Genomic DNA, 18,795 nt, shown 5'->3' on the forward strand with positions numbered 1-18,795 from the left:
GCGTTGGCCTTTGCTTTTTTTAGAGAGTCTTTTCTTTTTTCCTTCTAATCTTATCCATTTCGGTTCCCATTGCCCACAAAATTGTACAAACATTTTTGAACAATTGCGAATCATAAATGGGCTGTCCGTCCTTCATGTTTTGAATTGTCTTAATCAATTGATTATATTTAAAAATAAAATCTTCATAATTTTTAAAGGCGTCGTGAACCAGCTCGCGATTCCTCTGTTCAAAAATATTGATGATCGATTTCTGCTGGACAAGGCCAAATTCTTTCATGATTTCTTCAATATCCCAGCCCTCGCCTATCTTAACTTTATCTAGAAGCTTTCCTTTGTATAGCTCAAGCTTTTTCTCTTCCGCTTCTTTGTTTTTAATGGAAATATATACGCTATGCTCATCGATACTGTGATCCCTCTTTCGAACAGTCTCCTTTTTCCTTTCTTCAATTCTTTCATGAAAATAGGTGAAGTAATTAATAATATAATCAATGTTATCGGCGTTGACGGATCCTCCCTGCGCAACAATTAAGCTTTCGCACATGCCAAGTTGGGATTTTGACATGCTGGGAGGGACTCCCCAGCTTCTATTCTTGCTAGCGTCTTCGTCATCTGAATCAAGATCTGATAGGAGGTCATCCTCTTCATCCGAATCCAGTGTGCTCTCTTTTAGCGGGGTAGAAATCGTAGCAGGAGCCTTATCAAGATTCTCTTTGATGGCCATAAACCCTTCGAGAATTTCCTGTACAGTAGTGGAAAGATAAGAGAGCTGAGGGCCAAACATATTCAGCATTCTCGCGTGCTTCGTCCGCAAAGAGATCACAGGTTTTAGCTTTTTACCTAGAGAAAAATTTTCAATTTCATGTAACAAGGCCTGAGCAGGAACTGGCCGAATAGGTGATACAGAGGGCGGCGTTAGCAGGACTGGAGGGGGCAGCAATTGATCTGTTTCATCTAGAAGGTTTGAAGCCTCTTCAATGATTTTACTTCCGGGGCTTTCCTCTTCTTTCTTATCTTGATGGATGCTGGCGCTGAGCAAATCGAGATCTATAAGACTGCCCAGCATTTCTAAATCGAAGCCATTCCTCTCATGATCTATTGAAGAATCAATAATAGGCGTCTCTAGGGTCAACGAAAATTGAGGCGATTCAAATCCGAGGAACGATTCCATACCTGAGTCTCTCACAGGAGTGCTTTGTTCCGGAGGGCCCATCTCGGTAAAAGAAGAAAAAGGTTTCAATAATCCCGCACTTTCTTCCAGCTGCCTTATTCTTTCCCGCAAAGCCGCATTCTCTTCTTCAATTTTGTTCAAGCGGTCAAGCTCTTGCTGCACTTTTTCTGCTCTTTCAATGGCCATCTTGGTGATTTCTTCTTGAGAAAGAAGAGAGTTTTCCAAGACTTCTTGCGTAGATGTTAAGGTAACTATTTGCTCTTCCAGTTTAATCCGGCCAGCCAGTTCTAATTGTCCCTTTTTCCTTTCCTCTTCAATCCTTTGTTTATACCCCTCTTCTTTTTTAAGGAATGTCGACTCGGCCTCGCTCAAGCATTGTTGGACTTGTAAGAGTTGTAAGGCTTGGTCTTCGGCTTCCTTTTTAAAGCTTTGGATTTCTTTTACAACTGCCACAACTCCCTCTTTATTTTTCTCAAGTTCTTTAGTCAGTTGACTAACTTGCTCTTCAAGTGAAGAAACGCAGCTATTTTTGAGTTGAATTTCTGATTGCGAAGCCTCATCTTTCTGCTTTGCTTGCTTCAACTCCTCTTCTGTTTGTTCCAGTTTTTCTTTAATTTGCTTGATTCCTTCAAGCTGTGCCGTTAAATGCCTTCTTAATTCTTCATTATTTTTTTGCGTGCCATCAAGTTCTTGTTTAGAAAGAAAGGCTTCTTCTTCTTTCTGCTTAGCATAACTTTCCCGTTCTTGAAGGAGATCTTCAAGCTTCTTTTGCTTTTCAACAAGACTTTGATTTGATGAAGTGAGAGCTCTTATCCTCTCAGCATTTTCATGCATCTGCTGTTCTAAGCAATTTAGCAATTGAATCGAATTTTCAATTTTTTCCTTTAATTCCAGAATCTCTAGCTCTTTCCCGCTCAATTGCTTTGTCAGATGCAGATTGCCCTTGTTTTCCCTTACAATTTGTTTTTGCAAAGCATCGAATTGGATCTGAAGTTCGGAAATAGCGAAATTCAATTGCTTGGCCTTTTCCGATTCCTTCATTAAAGAGGCGTTCTTTCCATTCAACAACTGGATTTGTTGACTTAACTTCTCTATCTGCTGTTGGAGGGGGATGCGGGCTCCTTCTTCAATTTTCTCCTTTCTATTTTCCCATTCTGCTTGTATCTCGATTAAACGAGACTCATAGTGCTCAATCAGGCGGCGCTTTTCTGAATCAATATCTCTCTGTAACTGCTCTTTTTGGTTTTCGATACTTTGAAGGGCAGCTTCTTTCTGCTGAATTTCTGAAGTCTGCTCGGATATACGTCCTTCTAAAACGGATCGATTTTGTCGCAACTCTTCTATTTCTTGATTAGCTGCTATTGTTTGCTCAAGCTCCTTAAGCGTATTTTGCAGTTTGCTTTCTAATCTTTCTATCCGCTCTTGTAATTGATCGATTTCTTCTGTTAACGCTTGCTCTTGCGATTGATTTCTCGTTTCTTGCGCCTTATAGCGATGGCTCATAAATTGGTAAGCACGGGCGGGATCAAATAAGCAAATAAAGGGAACAATAACTGTCGTAAAGACACATTCCACTACGCGGGCCAAATGGATCAGCATGGAAGATAATTCCCATTCTCTAGAGACGGTGTAAGTTGGGAAAAATTTGGACGCAAAGAAATTATAGGGAGAAACAAGCGTCCCTGTGACTATTTTAACTCCGCATAGGCTGACATGAATAAAAGCATCTGCCAGTGAGGCAAGAGGAAGGATAACGACACCAGCCACGCGAGACCCCATCTTTCCTAGCACCAAATAATTGCTTTGATTTAAAGAAGCAAAGACTTCCGTCATTTTTAGTGTACAACTAAAATTTTCTAACGGACTTAAATTAATAGAAGAAATAGACATATCTATACCTAATCATTATTTTTTTGATTTTGAGCAATAGTAAACTTACTCATTAATAGTTATCAAGATAAAGAGACGTAAAAAGAAAACTAATTTGTTAAATTTAGAATTTATTTTAATCTTCTGAATTAGACATACACACGATTTAAAATCAACCATTTAAGGTTGATTGCTTGTAAATACAATAATGGCTTTCTTAAGTAAATCTGAATAGCTTAAATTAATTCAAAACTTTTGCTTGTTGGAAGCTAAGGATTACAATTTAAACCATTAGCAGTTTATGAACTGTTCTATAATTTTTTAAAATTTCACTGATTTATAAAATTTATGATCTATAAAAAATACATTTTATAGTAGCAAATTAGGTCTATGGGCAAGATTGGACTTCTTGGACTGAATATTCCGCAAATTCGGTATATTCTCCCTTTCCAAATCTGGCCTATTACCCCACTGTTCAATATAATAAAGATCAATTCAATGGCTATGGAAATGTGGCCTATTACAAAATGAGAAGCGATATTCCCTCTCTCATTTTATTAGCCATTTCAAATGATCAATTTAGGGTGTATCGTCAATTAGCCAATAGTCCGGATTCAACGCTATTTTTTCCTGAATTGGATTGGCAAAAAAATAAGAGAAGACTATTTTACCTCTCTTTTAAAATAGGTTATCTATGGCAAAGATTCTAATTTACACAGCCAACGTAGTAGGCAAATCCATGGCAGGTCCGGCTATTCGCTGCTGGGAATTTGCCAAGGCTTTATCTTCTTCGCATGAGGTCATTCTCATTACGCCTACTCAAGCGGATATAGACGGACAGGGATTTTCCTTGCTTGCCAAGCATGACCCTGCTGTTAGACAGCACTTGAAATCTGCGCATGTAATGATTGCTCAAGGGCTAACCATTTCAATGGCTTTAGCAGCCAAGCGCTATGGAATAAAAGTCATCATTGATGCCTACGATCCTTTACCGCTTGAGCTATTAGAACTTTTTAAGCATTCTCCTGCTGCCATCCGGCAAAAACGCCAGCTCTCTGCCATTAACCATTTGATTTTTAACTTTAAAATGGCAGACGGCATTATTTGCGCTAGCGAAAAACAGCGGGATTTATGGATGGGATTCTTATTAGGGCAAAAACGCATTCACCCCAAGTTATATGACAGCGATAATAGCTTGCGAAATCTGATTGATGTCGTTCCTTTTGGGCTTTCCTCCTCTTCTCCCGTCAAAAATGGGCCGGGTCTTCGCGAGAAATATGGTTTTCAATCTGACGATAAGATTTTGCTGTGGGGAGGCGGAATTTGGAATTGGTTTGATCCGTTAACCTTAATCCGGGCAATCAAGCTCTTGAGCCAGCAACGTTCAGATGTCAAATTAGTCTTTATGGGAATCAAAAACCCCGATCCAACCGTGCCTGACATGGCTATGTGCCGAGATGCCATCCAATTGGCGAAAGAGTTAGAGCTTATCGATAAAAGCGTTTTTTTTAATATGGGATGGGTGCCTTACGAAGAGCGGCATAACAGCCTTTTAGATGCCGCAGTTGGCGTTTCCACTCACTTTGATCATTTAGAAACTCGCTATTCCTTTCGCACGCGCATGCTCGATTATATCTGGGCGCAAATTCCCATTTTAGCGACGACCGGAGATTCGTTTGCTGAATTGATCGATCAGCACCAATTAGGGCGTGTTGTCCCCTACCAGGATGAAAAGGCGCTTGCAAATGCAATTGTCGATTTGATCGATCATCCCGCAAAACTTAACCAAATCAAATCAAACCATCAACAATTAGCCCCTCAATTCCATTGGGAAACAGTCGTTCGTCCCCTTCACCGCATGATTGCTGAGTTTACCTCTCAACCTACTTCCTCTTTCAGCTTCCACGATTTTCAAACTTTAACTAATTTTGTCACTGCCGAAGTCAAAGAAAAAGGGCTTCAACGCAGCTTTCAATTATTATTCAATAAGCTAGCCAAACGTCTCTCTTTAGTTTCCAATAAAAAGGCTGGAGTGTGATTTAATTATTATTTACTTCAATCCACTATTTAAACATAATACTTCTTCAATTAACTCTTAGGGGCTCTTAAGCCCCATAATAGCCTGATTTGAGGGCGTATTAACTAGCAAAAATATGGAAAGCAAGCAGACAAGACGATTTTGGCTATTAGGGGCCTTGGCAACCGGCCTTATGCTAACAGGCCTTTTTCTTTTCCTTACTGACGATCTGCGCCCCGTTCACCTGACTTCCGCGCAATCCTATCGGTCTGAATGGGCAGTCACGGCTTTAGACAATGCCAGCCAGGCCAAGCTCAACGCGATTCTAAATCAACCTTTTAGCTATCTGGGCGAAGGTGGCCAATCGATCGTTTTTGTAAGCGAAGATCATCGCTATGTCCTAAAGTTATTCAAATTTAGGCGTTTTCGTCCTTCTTTATTTGTGCACTTGCTTCCTGATTCTTTATTTCATTCTTACCGCCAAAAGCACCAAGCTAAAAGAGAGCAAAAGCTTTTTTTAGCCTTCAGCGGCCATAAGCTTGCTTATGAAAATCATCGCCAAGAAAGCGGGTTAGTTTTCATACAATTAAATCCATCGCCTATAGAACAGCGCGTATCTTTAACTGACAAATGGGGCTTTACGCGGTCAATTGATCTTGAAAAAACCAGTTATGTTATTCAAGAAAAGGGAGATATGCTAAGCGAAGCCCTCTCTCGCCTGCTTGATCAGGGAGATCTTGCAACGGCCCAAAAGCGCATTCAACAATTGTTCGATCTTTATCTTTCTGAATACAAAAAAGGCATTTATGACATCGATCATGGAGTAATGCATAACATTGGCTGTGTGGGCGACCATCTCATTCATTTAGATGTAGGAAAGATGGTGAGGGATGAGCGTATGACGCATCCCGCTTTTTACAAAGAAGACCTGGGAAAAATAGCCTTAAAAGTAAAAGCGTGGCTGCATCGGCATTATCCTCGTTATGAGGACCAGCTCTCTCAAGAAATTGAAGAACGATTGCGTTCTATAGATATGAATTCAAAAGAAGACTGAGTATGTTTTCTTTCAACGCAAAAGAGGAAAAGTGCCAATGAAGCGCTTTTGGTTTCTGTTTCTGTTTCTTTTCGCTCTTTCTTGTGGGGCCTGGGCTTTCCTTCGCACGCCACCGGTTCATCCAACCGAAGAATGCAGCCGCGTTTTCTCTTCTGATATTTACTCTAATTATGCTCAACAGCTTAAAGCTTTTATCTACCACCATCCGCTATATAGTCAAGTTAAGCAAGCCCCTTCTACCTCATTTAATTCAAGCGTTCAACTTCTGCTAACAAACCTAGAAAGCTCGCTAGAAACTGCTTCAGAGCGGCGCGCTTTCCACGAGCGTTTTGTTTCTCAATTGCGTCATCTTGCGTCTTTAATGCTTTCAAAAAAGACTCAGGCTCAGGATAAGCAGGCAGAACAATTGGTGCAAGATCTTGTCCGCTGGATTTACCTGCAAGCAGATCTGAGAGCAGGTATGCATCGCTTCTTATATGTTTTTGTCCCTCCTCCAACAGACGATATCTTTACTTTTCTTCGAGCCGCTCAAAAAGATTTGCGTCTGAATCCGCAATTTAGCAGCCTTCAACATGAATCACCTGTCGAAGATCAATTTTTTCAAGGCAATCTTCCTTCTCTCATGAGTAAGCCAAGCACGCAGCTCATCCGTTTAGGCCATCCCTGCGATCGACCTTCGCGTTTCTTTTGGTGGCAATCCCCTTCCGTATACCCTGAGTTTCTTCTTTTTCTTCAGCTTCAACCTAGCCATCTCTATGTCAATTTGATGAAGCGCAAGGGAATGGAAGGATCATCCTCGCATGCCATAGAAGACTTGGAAGAGCAAGTTCCGCATGCTTTTGTGATTACTTTGGATAAAAATTCCCCCTTCTACTGGCAAAGCAAGCCTGATTATCCTGAAGAATGGGAGAGCCATTCTTTCAAGGAAGCCTTTCTCAAGCAAATGCTGGCTAAAAAAGGTTCTTTTTTTTGGTCGAAACATCTCGAACGAAAGGCCTGGAGAGAAGACTTATGGCAGATGCTCGATGCCGTTCACTCCCTTTATTTTAGCAATCAAGCAAGCCTCAATCGGCAAGAACGGCAAGATTTCATTGAATTGACCTATTTAGCCATTTTAGACCATCTTGTCCAAAAATGGCATCCTGCTTCTATGAACATAACCTGCAAACAAGGGATGGACCGCGGCCCCTCTTTAATGGTCCTTTGGCTAGTTCAAAAACAACTTTTGAGTAATCAAGAAGTGGGAGCACTGCTATTGGCTCCTCCTTTGCTTATTCATAACCGCACGAGTCACGCGTCGCGCATCGAACGCTTTATCTCGGCCGCTAAGAGGGTGTATTAACACCTACAATAACCTCAAATATAGGTCATTAGTGGCTTTAATCCCCTGCTAAGGGATTTTAAAGCGCATTTAAGGTATTTAAAATTAGTGGATTAAGCGGTTTTGTTGGTTCTTTTATTCTTCTAGATTGTATTAAAGTCTATCTACCTGTTAATACATATTTTAAATAAAATTTATTATTTTTTTGCAAGGCGGCTTTGCTAACCCTTTCAATCGATTTGGGTTCAAGGAACCATGACATTTCAAGACAAAAAAAAAGCCTTATCCAGCCATTTCTCTAAATCGCCTAATCCGCAGAGGGCCGACCAACAAATTTCTAGCTCTCTGCTTGCTTATTCGCGCAAGCCTTTACCTGAAGTGCTTGAGGAATTGAACACATCAGAAAAGGGGCTTAATCAAAAAACGATTAGAGAAAAGCTACGCAAATTCGGCCACAATGAAATTGCCCATGAAAAGCCTCCCACTTGGTATGCCTTGCTGCTGAGCAATTTAAAAAATCCCTTTGTTCTATTGCTTATTTTCTTAGGCGCCCTTTCTTTGTTTCTCGGTGAAGGCGATGCGGTGATCATCATCACTTTCATGGTGGTATTGAGCGTGCTTATGCGTTTTATTCAGGAATACCGCTCTAATCTTGCTGACGATAAATTAAAGAAATTAGTTAGCGTAAAAGCCACTGTCAAGCGATGGAAAGACGGAGAAAAGGACCCGTCATTACATGAAATAGATATCAAATTTCTGGTTCCTGGGGACATAATTCACCTTTGTGCCGGCGACCTTGTTCCTGCCGATGTCCGCTTAATTTCCGCAAAAGACTTATATGTCAGCCAAGGAGCGCTCACCGGGGAGTCCCTGCCTGTCGAAAAAGATGAATCTCTGCGCGGGAGTGAACAGGCGTCCAATCCGCTTGAAATGCCAAATTTGTGCTTTATGGGAACCAACATTCTAAAATGTGCGTCCTGGTTCCGATTGTCTTTTTGATCAATGGATTTGCCAAAGGAAATTGGTTTGAAGCCTTTCTATTTTCCCTTTCTGTGGCTGTCGGTCTAACGCCAGAGATGTTCCCATGATCGTCACGGCTAATTTAGCGCGAGGAGCGCTTAATATGTCCCGCCATAAAGTGATTGTCAAGCGATTGAATGCCATTCAAAATTTTGGGGCGATGGATATTTTATGCACCGATAAAACAGGAATCCTTACGCAAGACCGTATTATTCTTGAAAAATACTTGAATGCCGAGGGAGAGGAAAATGAGGAGGTGCTCAAATATGGTTATTTAAATAGTTTCTATCAGACAGGATTGAAAAATCTTTTAGATATTGCTATTTTGGATCATCAAAATTTGAAAAAAGATCTCCAGCTTGATCAGACTTATCGCAAGATAGACGAAATTCCTTTTGATTTTAATCGCCGCCGCATGTCGGTCATTGTTGAGCAAAATTCGCATCAGCATCTGCTCATTTGCAAAGGAGCGTTCGAAGACACGATATCCGTTTGTCAGCAAGTCAAGCTTAATGGAAGCCTTTCTCCTTTGACGGAAGAAATCAAAAACAAATTGAAGGCTCTGCAAGATGATTTAAATGAAGACGGGCTACGCGTTGTTGCGATTGGCTATAAAGAGATTCCAAACGCAGGCAAAAAAGAATACCGTGCGGATGAGGAAAAAGACCTCATTTTTATGGGCTATTTAGCATTTCTGGATCCTCCCAAGCATTCCACTACGCAGGCTCTATCCCTTCTCAAAGAGTACAACGTGCAAATCAAGGTCCTAACAGGCGACAATGAATTGGTTACACAGAAAATTTGCAGATGGGTCCATTTGCCCATTGAAGGCTCTTTAATAGGCCAAGACATAGATAAAATGAACGAAGAAGACTTGAAGAAAGCCGTTGAGAAAACAACTATTTTTGCCAAGCTGAATCCCCTCCAAAAAACGCGGGTTATCGCCGCTCTTAAATCAAATGAACACACCGTTGGGTATTTGGGGGATGGAATCAATGATGCGCCTTCCCTTCGGGAAGCGGATATTGGCATTTCTGTGGATACTGGAGTCGATATCGCCAAAGAATCGGCAGATATCATTATGCTCGAAAAAAGCTTATTGTTTTTAAGTGATGGCGTATTAGAAGGGCGGCGCACGTTTGGCAATATTATTAAATATATCAAAATGGCAACCAGTTCGAATTTCGGCAACATCTTCAGCGTGCTGGGAGCGAGCGCACTTCTGCCCTTCTTGCCTATGTTGCCTGTTCAGCTCCTGACGCAAAACCTATTGTATGATTTTTCTCAAACAGCCATTCCCTTAGACAATGTAGACCGGGACTTTCTCTTGCAGCCGCGAAAATGGGATCCCAAAGGAATCGCAAAATTCATGCTTTTTATTGGACCGATTAGCTCCATTTTTGATTATATGACGTTTGCCTTGATGTGGTTTGTTTTTGGCGCAAATACAATTGAGAGGCAAGCCTTGTTTCAGTCCGGATGGTTTGTTGAAGGCTTATTATCGCAAACATTGATCGTCCATATGATCCGAACCCGGCAAATTCCCTTCTTTCAAAGCATGGCTTCTCTGCCCTTATTGTTGACGACGCTGGCTGTAATGGCTATGGGAATCTATATTCCTTATTCTTATGTCGGCCATGGCATTGGCCTCTCATCCCTTCCTGGAAACTATTTTTACTGGCTGATCGCTATTTTACTTTCTTATTGCGTCTTCACCCAGCTTGTCAAGGTTTGGTTTATTAGGCGCTTTAATTACTGGCTTTAATTCAGCTTGAATTTTAACCCCATTTGGACTTGAATGGATCAAAAAATTTTGATTATTTTAAAATGACCTGAGTTTGGAATAAACTCCAAACTCAGATTAAAATAAGGCCAGCTATGCAATTCGGTTATACCATCATTTATGTTCCAGATGTTGAAGAAGCATTAACTTTTTACGAGAAAGCCTTTGGAATCAAGCGGCGATTTATCCATGAAAGCCTTCAATATGGGGAATTGGAGACTGGCCAGACACGTTTGGCTTTTGCCTCTGAGCTTTTGGGACAAACAAATGGCGTCTCTTTTCGAATAAATCGCAAAGAAGAGCCTGCAGCCGGCTTTGAAATCGCTTTTGTGACAGCAGACGTCTCTCATTCTTTTACTCGCGCTATTCAAGCAGGCGCAGAAAAAGTTAAATCACCTACCGATATGCCATGGGGACAAACGATCGCCTATGTTCGCGATCTCAATGGTGTGCTTATTGAAATTTGCACCAGTATGGATGAATAACCTGAGTTAATAAAGGTTTATGGGATTTGTAATAGCCTTAGCAATCAATTCCGAACATAGATTATTTAATACAGGGGGAATTGAAGCGATTAAGCAAATGGGTGTTAAACTCTAATGCTTAGCCGTTAAATCGCATCTAATCAATGAGTAAAGGGAAATTTGTCAGGTTTGCGGGTGAAAGCTTATTGCTTCCACCCCCCGATTGCTTATTCTGCTAAGATAAATTAAAATTGCGATGCTTGATAGACGTCATTTGTTATTTTTTCAGACAGATGCTGAGCTAAATACTGCTCATGCAACCAATTAGACATCTCAACATCCTCGATATTTTCATACTGCCGAGAAATGCTTTCATGGTGAACGCCTGACGCATAAGGAGTATAAAGGCACAACCTCCCCTTCGCTTGAATCTTGACGGCCAAGTTCGTATCGCTATAAGCAATGGGATACCAGATTTCGTCGAATCCGCCGATTTCCACAAAAAAGTCCTTTTTCATTAAAGCGCACGCGGCTGTGACGGCATCAGCGATGCGAATGATCTTTGTCAAACGCTGCCTATCGGCAGAAGCCATCTTCTCGGAGTGATTCCATATCATTTGATGGGCCGGCGCATCGCGCTTGAGATCTATTCCCCCGTGCTGCAATAATCCATTAGGATAATGCAGCCGACAGCCGACCAAGCCAATGCGAGGCTGATCAATCCAACGGCACATCTCGTGCAAAGCATCCGGTTCCAATTCGACATCGTTATTGATAAAAAGAACATATGGGCAGTCTTGTGCAACTTGCGTACGCTCGATAGCCAAATTGTTAAGTCTGGAAAAATTAAATGGCTCTGAAACCAAAAGCACTTCCCCACCTAGTTGGCGAATCTCTTCGCCAATAGAAGTATCCTGGCTGGCGTTATCGACAGCCGTTATTTTGACTTGCACGCCCCGCTGTTTAAGAAGGCTCCTTACAGTCTTTAGGGTTAATTCCTTTTGATTTTTAAAAGGAATAATCACGTGTACATCCGGATGAGAGGCAAGCGTTGGAATCGCACGGTAACTATCCGGCAGATAGCCTTCAGTCCAGTCCCATTGCAATTCTTTTGACTTGGAGTACGCGTTTAATTGCTCTAAAAAAGAAATGGGATTTTTTACAGGCGGATAATAGTGACCAGCCCGACGGGCATATAAGCAAAAAGGCAAATGATGGAAATACGCCCCTGCCAGGTCTAAGCGCAAACAGAGATCCCATAACCGGTCTTCTAGGCGAACTGGCTTAATTCCTCCCGCAAGCGCCCATAAGTGGCGTGGGATCAATAAGCTTTTTTGAATAACATTTGTAAAAAGATAAGGGAAGACTAATTGATGAGGTTTTTGAATTTGTTTTCCGGGAATCGGATGATCGCTGTCATTAATTTCATATTCGTCCGTATAAATGCAAGAAAACCCCTTGTCTTTGACAAGCCTAAGCAACTGTTCGCAGCGAAATAAAAAATCCGGCCGAATCCAATCTTCAAAATCTAAGATGAAGAGATAATGCCCGTTGGCTTCTTGTGCCAAGGCATTTAAAATCTCATGCTGGTGAACGGTGGAATAAGGGAATGTTCTCAAACGCTCTGGAAAGGCTCGACGACAGTCCTCTACAGTGTGCTCAATGTCTTTTGAAGGCTGACCTTGCCCATAGCCTATTAAAACATCGAGGTGCGGAGCTGTTTGCTCTAAAGCGGATAACAGAGATTTTCGAAAACGCTCAGGATGGGGCTGAGAGGAAAGACAGATTAAAATAGAATAGGAAAAATGCTTGTCAGCAGGCAAAAGGGCATGCAGGCCGGCTGTTAAACTCTTTAGTTTTTGCATGCGAGGCCCGCGCAAGTCTCCTAAATCGCGGTAGTCTTTATCCAGAGCTGTCCCAAAAGAGTGGATATGGCGGAAAAGATGTTTGGCAAATTGCAGACAGTGCGCTTTCAAGAGCCTGGCCTGATAGCCCTGCTTAAGATAAGAGAAAGCGGGCTTAACGCAGTTTTTAAGCAATTGATAGACACGTTGAGATTGATGGATCAATTTCATAAAATTTCAATTTTTAATGTTAAATGAATTTATCATAGTCGAAATTAGCATGGGTTTGCAAAACTTTCCTTCTTATCTAAATGATTAAATTCTTGAGAGATTCCTTTTAATTTGTATGATGTTTTTAATCCATGAGGGATAATATGGCGGCCAATGACTTAGAAAGAATTGATTATCAAGATTTTAAGCAAAATGTGTTAAATGGGATAAAGACGTTGCAGCCGGAAGAGGTCGCTAGCTTGATCGATCGCTCTTCTTTTGAAGAGCAAAAGCGCCTGTTTAACGAGCTGCCGCCTGATATCGCCGTGAGAACATTTGAATTTCTTCCCTTTAATACGCAAAAGGCCATTATTCAGGCCTTAAAGCCCGAAGGAGCGGCTCACATTTTAAAAGAGATGGCTCCCGATGATCGAACGGCCTTTTTAGAGGAACTCCCGTCAGCTTCAATAAGCGAGCTGTTGAAACTGCTTCCCATTGAAGAACGGGCGCTAGCCTTAAAACTGCTTGGCTATCCAGAGAACAGCGTTGGACGGTTGATGACAACCGATTATATCGCCGTAAAGATGGATTGGACGGTTCAAAAAGTCCTCGACTATATTCGCGAATTTGGACATGACAGCGAAACGATCAACATCGTTTATATTGTTGATGATGAGGGAAAGCTGATCGATGATATCCGGATTAGAGAATTTTTATTTGCCCCTTTAAATAAACAAGTGAAAGACATCTCTGATCGAAAATTTGTCTCTTTGTCGGCTTATGATGACGATGAAGAGGCCATTAAAGTCTTTCTGAGAAATGATCGCATTGCTCTTCCTGTCATTGACAAACAAGGTTTTTTGCTCGGCATTGTCACAATAGATGATGTCTTACATCTCATTAATGAAGAAGATACCGAAGATTTTCAAAGAGTGGGGGGAAGCGAAGCGCTTGAGGACCCGTATATGCAAGTTCCCTTTTTAGAGCTTATGCAAAAAAGAGCGGGATGGCTTGTTCTTTTATTTTTAGGGGAAATGCTGACGGCAACAGCCATGGGATATTTCCAAGATGAAATTGCCAAAGCTGTGGTTCTTGCCCTATTTGTTCCCCTCATTATCTCAAGCGGAGGCAATTCCGGCTCTCAAGCCTCGACCTTAATCATTCGAGCTCTAGCGCTGGGAGAAGTCACGGTAAAAGACTGGTGGAAAATTATGAGAAGAGAGATTTTTTCAGGTCTTTTTCTGGGGTCGCTTCTTGGGGCGATTGGCTTTTTAAGAATTACTCTTTGGAGCGTCTTTACTCCCCTTTATGGTCCGCATTGGCTGCTAGTGGCTTTCACTGTTTGTTTTGCCTTAATAGGCGTTGTTCTATGGGGAACGCTATCGGGTGCGATGCTTCCGTTAATTTTGAAAAAGTTCAAATGCGATCCGGCTTCTTCATCGGCTCCTTTTGTCGCCACGTTAGTCGACGTCACAGGCTTGATTATCTATTTCTTTATCGCCTCTTTCATCATGAAAGGCACTTTACTTTAGAGGCATTAACTCTAAGATTTATTCTAGGAAGCGCTCGGCAGCTGCCACTCATGTGCGCTTTGTTTAATCCGGTAAACATTTTTCTTATCTATGTCATTCCAATTTGAGTTTTAATGAAAACTTCCTTATTAAAATTTTAATGCAAATAGTTTTGCCTTTCGCTACAATCCCGCTCTCTAAAAAAATCAGTTCATCTTAGGCCTTTATGCTATTTAATTCTTATTCTTTTTTATTGCTCTATCTTCCGGCAGTCTTAACGGGTTTTTTTAGTCTTGCCCGCTTGCGATTGATACAAGGCGCGCGCGCATGGCTCCTCATCAGCTCTTTATTTTTTTATGCCTATTGGGATGTGCGTTTTTTGCCCCTTCTTTTGGGATCCATCCTTTTTAACTATGCCTGCGGCTCTTGGATGTTGCGGGTACAAGGCTTGGATCAAAAAAAAGCTCTTCTCATTTTTGGCATCATAGCCGATTTAGCCTTGTTATTTTACTTTAAGTACTATAACTTTTTCTTAAGCGCTGTCCTCGGACAAGCCTCCTTTATTGAAGTCATTCTTCCGTTGGGCATTTCTTTTTTCACCTTTACGCAGATTGCTTATCTGGTCGACGCCTATCAAGGAAAGACAGAACCTTGCGACATGATTTCCTATGGCCTTTTTGTCACGATCTTTCCCCATCTCATCGCCGGCCCAATCTTGCACCACAAAGATATGCTCAAGCAATTTAATCAATTGAGAATGTACGTCGTCTCTTGGTCCAATATTGCGCAGGGATGCTTTCTATTTGTCATTGGGATGAGCAAGAAAGTGCTGATCGCCGATCATTTATCCGGCTTTGTGAAGCCCATTTTTGACTATCCCATGGGCGATATTCCCTTCATCCAAGCCTGGTTTGGCGCGTTTTCCTATACCTTGCAGCTGTATTTCGATTTTTCCGGCTATTCGGACATGGCAGTGGGATTGGGATTATTATTCAACTTGCGCCTGCCTATCAACTTTAATTCTCCCTATCAGGCCGATTCATTAATTGACTTTTGGCGGCGCTGGCATATCACGCTTTCAAGCTTCTTAAGGGATTATTTATATATTTCTCTTGGAGGGAATCGCAAAGGACAATTAGTCAAATGGCGCAACTTATTTATTACGATGCTGTTAGGAGGAATTTGGCATGGGGCTGGATGGACATTTATCCTATGGGGCGCATGCCATGGGACTTTTTTAGTGATCAATCATTTATGGCGCCATTTTAACCTTTCCATGTCCAATTGGCTGGCACGCACGCTAACGCTGTTAGCCGTCATCGTCGCTTGGGTCATTTTCCGCTCGCCCGATCTTTCAACAGCCTTCAATATCTTAGCCGGAATGAGCGGTCTGCATGGCCTCGTTTTACCGCCCGGATATGAATCTGTCTTGGCTTTTTTAAAGCCTTACGGCGTTGTATTTATGCAATTGCGGGAGTCGAATTTCCGCTTCTATGATCTATTGCTTCTTGCTGGGCTCGGAGCAGCTGTGCTTTTTCTTCCCAATTCAAATTATTGGCAGCAACGCTTCAAGCAAAGGCCATTAAGATGGGCCATTCCTTGCGGACTGCTTTTTTTATGGACGTTCTTGCAATTGGATGATTTGGCCGAATTTTTATATTATCAATTTTAATAGGTTGAAAAGCTCGTGAAATCCAATCCCTACCGTCGTTTTGTTTTCCTTTTTCTAGCCGTTTCCGGCATTCCCATTCTCTTGCTCGCTTTCCTAAATTGGATGATTGATCCTTTTGATTATTTTCAATCTCCTCGCCATAAATGGAATACAGTTAAAATTGCTTGGGAAAAACAGCAAAGGCTGCATCAAGCCTTGGAAATTACAAGGCAAAAACCGGAAGCGATCTTTTTGGGATCCTCGCGCCTGATGGCTGGATTGGATCCCGCTGATTTTAGCCGTATGACGGGATTGAAGGCCTACAATGCCGGATTTGCAGGCGCAAGCATGGAAGAGATCTATCATTACTTTGAGCATGCCCTTCATCACCAGCCTCACTTAAAAGTCGTTGTGGTTGGCCTCGATCTTTTTGCTTTTGGAAAAAATAAGCGCCCGCAAAAGGATTTTTCGGAAGCACGTTTGAAAAATGGAACGTTTGAATGGAAAAACAGCCTCTCCATTTTAATGAGTAAGACAGCTCTGCGAAGCAGTTTTGATACGATCCGCGAAAATTTAAACGGACAAGCCCTGCCTTATTTTTTACCGAATGGCCTTTATAACCCTGCCGTCATTGATAGCCCTAACAATGAATATTTAGTCAAAGGCGATTTAGCCTATGTCAAAATGATCTTTGAAAATACAGATTTCTATTACCGCTTTTCGCTGGGCGAAAATAAAATTCAGCTATTTAAGCAAATGGTCCAGCAATGCCAAGAGAAAGGCATTGCTCTTAAGGTTTTTTTCTGCCCATCTAAAGCCATTTATTGGGAAAGTTTATATCGCAAGGAATTATGGCCAGTTTTGGAAGAATTAAAGCGAAAGCTAAGCGCGATTCATCCCATCTGGGATTTTTCAGGTTTTAATTGCGTGACGACCCAAGCGTTAGAAGCGACTGCCTCTCCCCTTTACTATGAATGCAGCCACTTTAGACCTTTTGTTGGAAACCTTATTTTGCAAAAAATAATCGGATTCTCTGCGGATCCGGCGGATTTCGGTTATCTTTTAACAAATGAAACGGTCGATGCCGTGTTGGAACAAATCAAGCAAGATCGCGTAAGATGGCTGAAGACAGCGCCTCCCGTCATCAGCCAATTGTAGGACATTTTCCTCACGCCAAGAGGGATAACTCTAGCGTAAATGCTGATGCTTAGGAATGGCCTGTGCGCGTTGAAACAGCCATCTTTCAAATATAAAATCTATGGAAAATCGTCCGGGACCAAAAGCCAGAACAATTAAAGCTGTGAGTAAAAAATTAAAAGGCGCTTCCGCTACAAAAAGGCTTGGAGAAGATAAAAGGGCATGGAAGGCGTCCTTATGGACCGTTACATAGGCTGTTAGCATAGTAATGATCAATGGGATGGCGGCCAAACGCGAAGCAAAACCTATAAACAGGCATAGACCGCCTAAAAACTCCGTATATCCAACAAGATAGGCAAAAAAGTGATGGAAAGGAAAATGATATTGACCAAGGAATTGGATAAAATAGTCGATATTTTCTAATTTCTCCCATCCAGCCAATAAAAAATGCCATCCCCAGTATAGGCGGCAAAGAAGCAAAATGGGCGATTTCAACAGATTCCCAAAGAAAATCAAATATTGATAAGCTCTGGTCAACGATTCTAGCATATGCCTGTCCTTTATTTCTATTTCGTATTGTTACTTCTTTTCAAAATGGTCGCGCGGTTGTTTGCGAATAAATGAGGCAATATCCAAAGCCTGCTCTTCTGTTAAAACGGAATTTTGGTAGGGCATATTCCAATAAATAAAAGACGCTAGCATGTCTAAGCGATTCATGCCGGCTCCATCATTAAATGAATTAGATCCCCACAAAGGCGGAATGGTCTTGCCATCCTCTTCAATGAGCATTCCTCCCCCGTCTCCATCCTGACGATGGCAAGAGGCGCAATAGTGATGATAAAGCTCTTCGCCCTTCTTAGGATCGGGATTATGCTTGCTTTTCAAAAATTGGAGGCCAAGCCAAGGAATATCCTTCAAGTGTTCGACTTCTTTGGAGATCCAATGCAAATAAGTCAAAATGTCGTGCATTTCTTGCGAATCTTTGGGCAAAGGATTTCCATTCATGCTTCGCTGAAAGCAATTATTAATGCGATCCGCCAAGGTGATGACTTTACCATCTCTTTTTGAGTAGCTTGGGTATTCCGTCGTGACTCCGACTAAAGAAATGCCATTATTTCGTCCCCCCAGCGTATCCCCTCCGACAAAATGGCAATTCGTACAAGAAAGCTGATCGTGTGCATAATTTGGTGCATAAAAAGGCGTGTTCATGATAAGACGGTAGCCTCTCATGACACTGTCGCGAATGTCAGGGGGGGCTTGTTCTGGATCAAGAAGACTAAAGCCGTATATTGTATTCGCCTGAGCAAGGACGAATTCATGTTTAAAGGCGCATTTGTCATAGCATCCTTCTAAAGGAGGCTCGGACGGTTTTCTTGTCTTTGCCAGAGCAAAGAGAAGAGTGAAAAATAAGAGGCTAGCTAAAGCAAGCGATAAATATGTGCGCATGAGATTCACTTATAGGTTTGATTGAATTATTAAAACTTTTTTGCAGAAAATGGCAAGAAAGATTTAACATCACCCCTTTTTTAGGAGCAAAACAATGGGACGATTACTCATGCTAACAGGATATATTGCTTCCTTGGCCGTACTTATTTTCGGTTTCTTACTCTTTTATGGCGATACTCAGGAATTTTTCAGCAGCATTTCGGCCGCTGTTCTCAGCGCTTTGCTGGTTCTGATTTCTTTTATTGCCTTAAGCTGGCTTGCCCGCGTATTTACCAGGTAACCAGCCTGCTATTTATTAAC

Annotated in this window: 12 protein-coding genes and 1 pseudogene; 9 read left to right on the forward strand and 4 right to left on the reverse strand. The window is 41.8% G+C overall.

Features of this window, described 5'->3' with window-relative positions; translation table 11 throughout:
• Positions 1-19 precede the first annotated feature (19 nt).
• Positions 20-3,058, reverse strand: a complete 3,039-nt coding sequence (locus BN3769_RS08435) for a coiled-coil domain-containing protein (protein WP_068469520.1) — start codon at positions 3,056-3,058, stop codon at positions 20-22.
• A gap of 673 nt (positions 3,059-3,731) precedes the next feature.
• Here BN3769_RS08435 and BN3769_RS08445 point away from each other — a divergent pair.
• From BN3769_RS08445 to BN3769_RS08465, 5 genes and pseudogenes are all read left to right on the forward strand, one after another.
• Entirely contained in the window at positions 3,732-5,075 is a 1,344-nt protein-coding gene (locus BN3769_RS08445) for a glycosyltransferase (protein ID WP_068469525.1), read from the forward strand.
• A 115-nt stretch (positions 5,076-5,190) separates the two neighbouring features.
• Positions 5,191-6,108: a hypothetical protein gene (locus BN3769_RS08450; protein WP_068469527.1), complete on the forward strand. Its 918-nt coding sequence runs from the start codon at positions 5,191-5,193 to the stop codon at positions 6,106-6,108.
• A gap of 37 nt (positions 6,109-6,145) precedes the next feature.
• A complete protein-coding gene (locus BN3769_RS08455; RefSeq protein WP_068469529.1) occupies positions 6,146-7,450 on the forward strand; it encodes a hypothetical protein in 1,305 nt (434 codons plus the stop codon).
• A gap of 234 nt (positions 7,451-7,684) precedes the next feature.
• A pseudogene (gene mgtA, locus BN3769_RS08460) lies at positions 7,685-10,214 on the forward strand (magnesium-translocating P-type ATPase).
• Between the two features lie 113 nt (positions 10,215-10,327).
• Complete coding sequence (locus tag BN3769_RS08465) at positions 10,328-10,717, forward strand: VOC family protein (protein WP_068469531.1); 390 nt, start codon at positions 10,328-10,330, stop codon at positions 10,715-10,717.
• Between the two features lie 224 nt (positions 10,718-10,941).
• Here the strand turns inward: BN3769_RS08465 and BN3769_RS08470 are convergent, their stop codons facing one another.
• Positions 10,942-12,771, reverse strand: coding sequence for a glycosyltransferase family 2 protein (locus tag BN3769_RS08470; RefSeq protein ID WP_068469532.1), 1,830 nt, complete (start codon positions 12,769-12,771; stop codon positions 10,942-10,944).
• A gap of 143 nt (positions 12,772-12,914) precedes the next feature.
• Here BN3769_RS08470 and mgtE point away from each other — a divergent pair, with 143 nt between their 5' ends.
• The 3 genes from mgtE to BN3769_RS08485 all read left to right on the forward strand — a co-directional run bounded on the left by mgtE (position 12,915) and on the right by BN3769_RS08485 (position 17,070).
• On the forward strand, positions 12,915-14,282 hold the full coding sequence (mgtE, locus tag BN3769_RS08475; protein ID WP_228840660.1) for a magnesium transporter: 1,368 nt from the start codon (positions 12,915-12,917) through the stop codon (positions 14,280-14,282).
• A 205-nt stretch (positions 14,283-14,487) separates the two neighbouring features.
• Positions 14,488-15,933 (forward strand): MBOAT family O-acyltransferase, encoded by a 1,446-nt coding sequence (locus tag BN3769_RS08480; protein ID WP_068469536.1) that lies wholly within the window; start codon positions 14,488-14,490, stop codon positions 15,931-15,933.
• Positions 15,934-15,948: 15 nt separating this feature from the next.
• Positions 15,949-17,070 (forward strand): hypothetical protein, encoded by a 1,122-nt coding sequence (locus tag BN3769_RS08485; protein ID WP_068469539.1) that lies wholly within the window; start codon positions 15,949-15,951, stop codon positions 17,068-17,070.
• Between the two features lie 30 nt (positions 17,071-17,100).
• Here the strand turns inward: BN3769_RS08485 and BN3769_RS08490 are convergent, their stop codons facing one another.
• Both BN3769_RS08490 and BN3769_RS08495 read right to left on the reverse strand, forming a co-directional pair.
• Positions 17,101-17,598 (reverse strand): DoxX family protein, encoded by a 498-nt coding sequence (locus BN3769_RS08490; RefSeq protein ID WP_068469540.1) that lies wholly within the window; start codon positions 17,596-17,598, stop codon positions 17,101-17,103.
• 30 nt (positions 17,599-17,628) lie between these two features.
• Positions 17,629-18,495 carry a c-type cytochrome gene (locus BN3769_RS08495; protein WP_068469543.1) on the reverse strand — a complete coding sequence of 289 codons (867 nt, stop codon included), beginning with the start codon at positions 18,493-18,495 and terminating at the stop codon, positions 17,629-17,631.
• Positions 18,496-18,589: 94 nt separating this feature from the next.
• On the opposite strand from BN3769_RS08495, the gene BN3769_RS08500 reads away from it, so the two are divergent.
• Positions 18,590-18,775, forward strand: a complete 186-nt coding sequence (locus BN3769_RS08500; RefSeq protein ID WP_068469545.1) for a hypothetical protein — start codon at positions 18,590-18,592, stop codon at positions 18,773-18,775.
• The last annotated feature ends 20 nt before the right edge of the window (positions 18,776-18,795 follow it).

Origin of the sequence: Candidatus Protochlamydia phocaeensis (assembly GCF_001545115.1) — a bacterium.
Taxonomy (GTDB): domain Bacteria; phylum Chlamydiota; class Chlamydiia; order Chlamydiales; family Parachlamydiaceae; genus Protochlamydia_A; species Protochlamydia_A phocaeensis.

Bases quoted from the DNA above. Each gene is read 5' to 3' on its own strand.
- BN3769_RS08435 (WP_068469520.1), bottom strand. From the start codon at position 3,058: ATGTCTATTTCTTCTATTAATTTAAGTCCGTTAGAAAATTTTAGTTGT.
- BN3769_RS08445 (WP_068469525.1), top strand. From the start codon at position 3,732: ATGGCAAAGATTCTAATTTACACAGCCAACGTAGTAGGCAAATCCATG.
- BN3769_RS08450 (WP_068469527.1), top strand. From the start codon at position 5,191: ATGGAAAGCAAGCAGACAAGACGATTTTGGCTATTAGGGGCCTTGGCA.
- BN3769_RS08455 (WP_068469529.1), top strand. From the start codon at position 6,146: ATGAAGCGCTTTTGGTTTCTGTTTCTGTTTCTTTTCGCTCTTTCTTGT.
- BN3769_RS08465 (WP_068469531.1), top strand. From the start codon at position 10,328: ATGCAATTCGGTTATACCATCATTTATGTTCCAGATGTTGAAGAAGCA.
- BN3769_RS08470 (WP_068469532.1), bottom strand. From the start codon at position 12,771: ATGAAATTGATCCATCAATCTCAACGTGTCTATCAATTGCTTAAAAAC.
- mgtE (WP_228840660.1), top strand. From the start codon at position 12,915: ATGGCGGCCAATGACTTAGAAAGAATTGATTATCAAGATTTTAAGCAA.
- BN3769_RS08480 (WP_068469536.1), top strand. From the start codon at position 14,488: ATGCTATTTAATTCTTATTCTTTTTTATTGCTCTATCTTCCGGCAGTC.
- BN3769_RS08490 (WP_068469540.1), bottom strand. From the start codon at position 17,598: ATGCTAGAATCGTTGACCAGAGCTTATCAATATTTGATTTTCTTTGGG.
- BN3769_RS08495 (WP_068469543.1), bottom strand. From the start codon at position 18,495: ATGCGCACATATTTATCGCTTGCTTTAGCTAGCCTCTTATTTTTCACT.
- BN3769_RS08500 (WP_068469545.1), top strand. From the start codon at position 18,590: ATGGGACGATTACTCATGCTAACAGGATATATTGCTTCCTTGGCCGTA.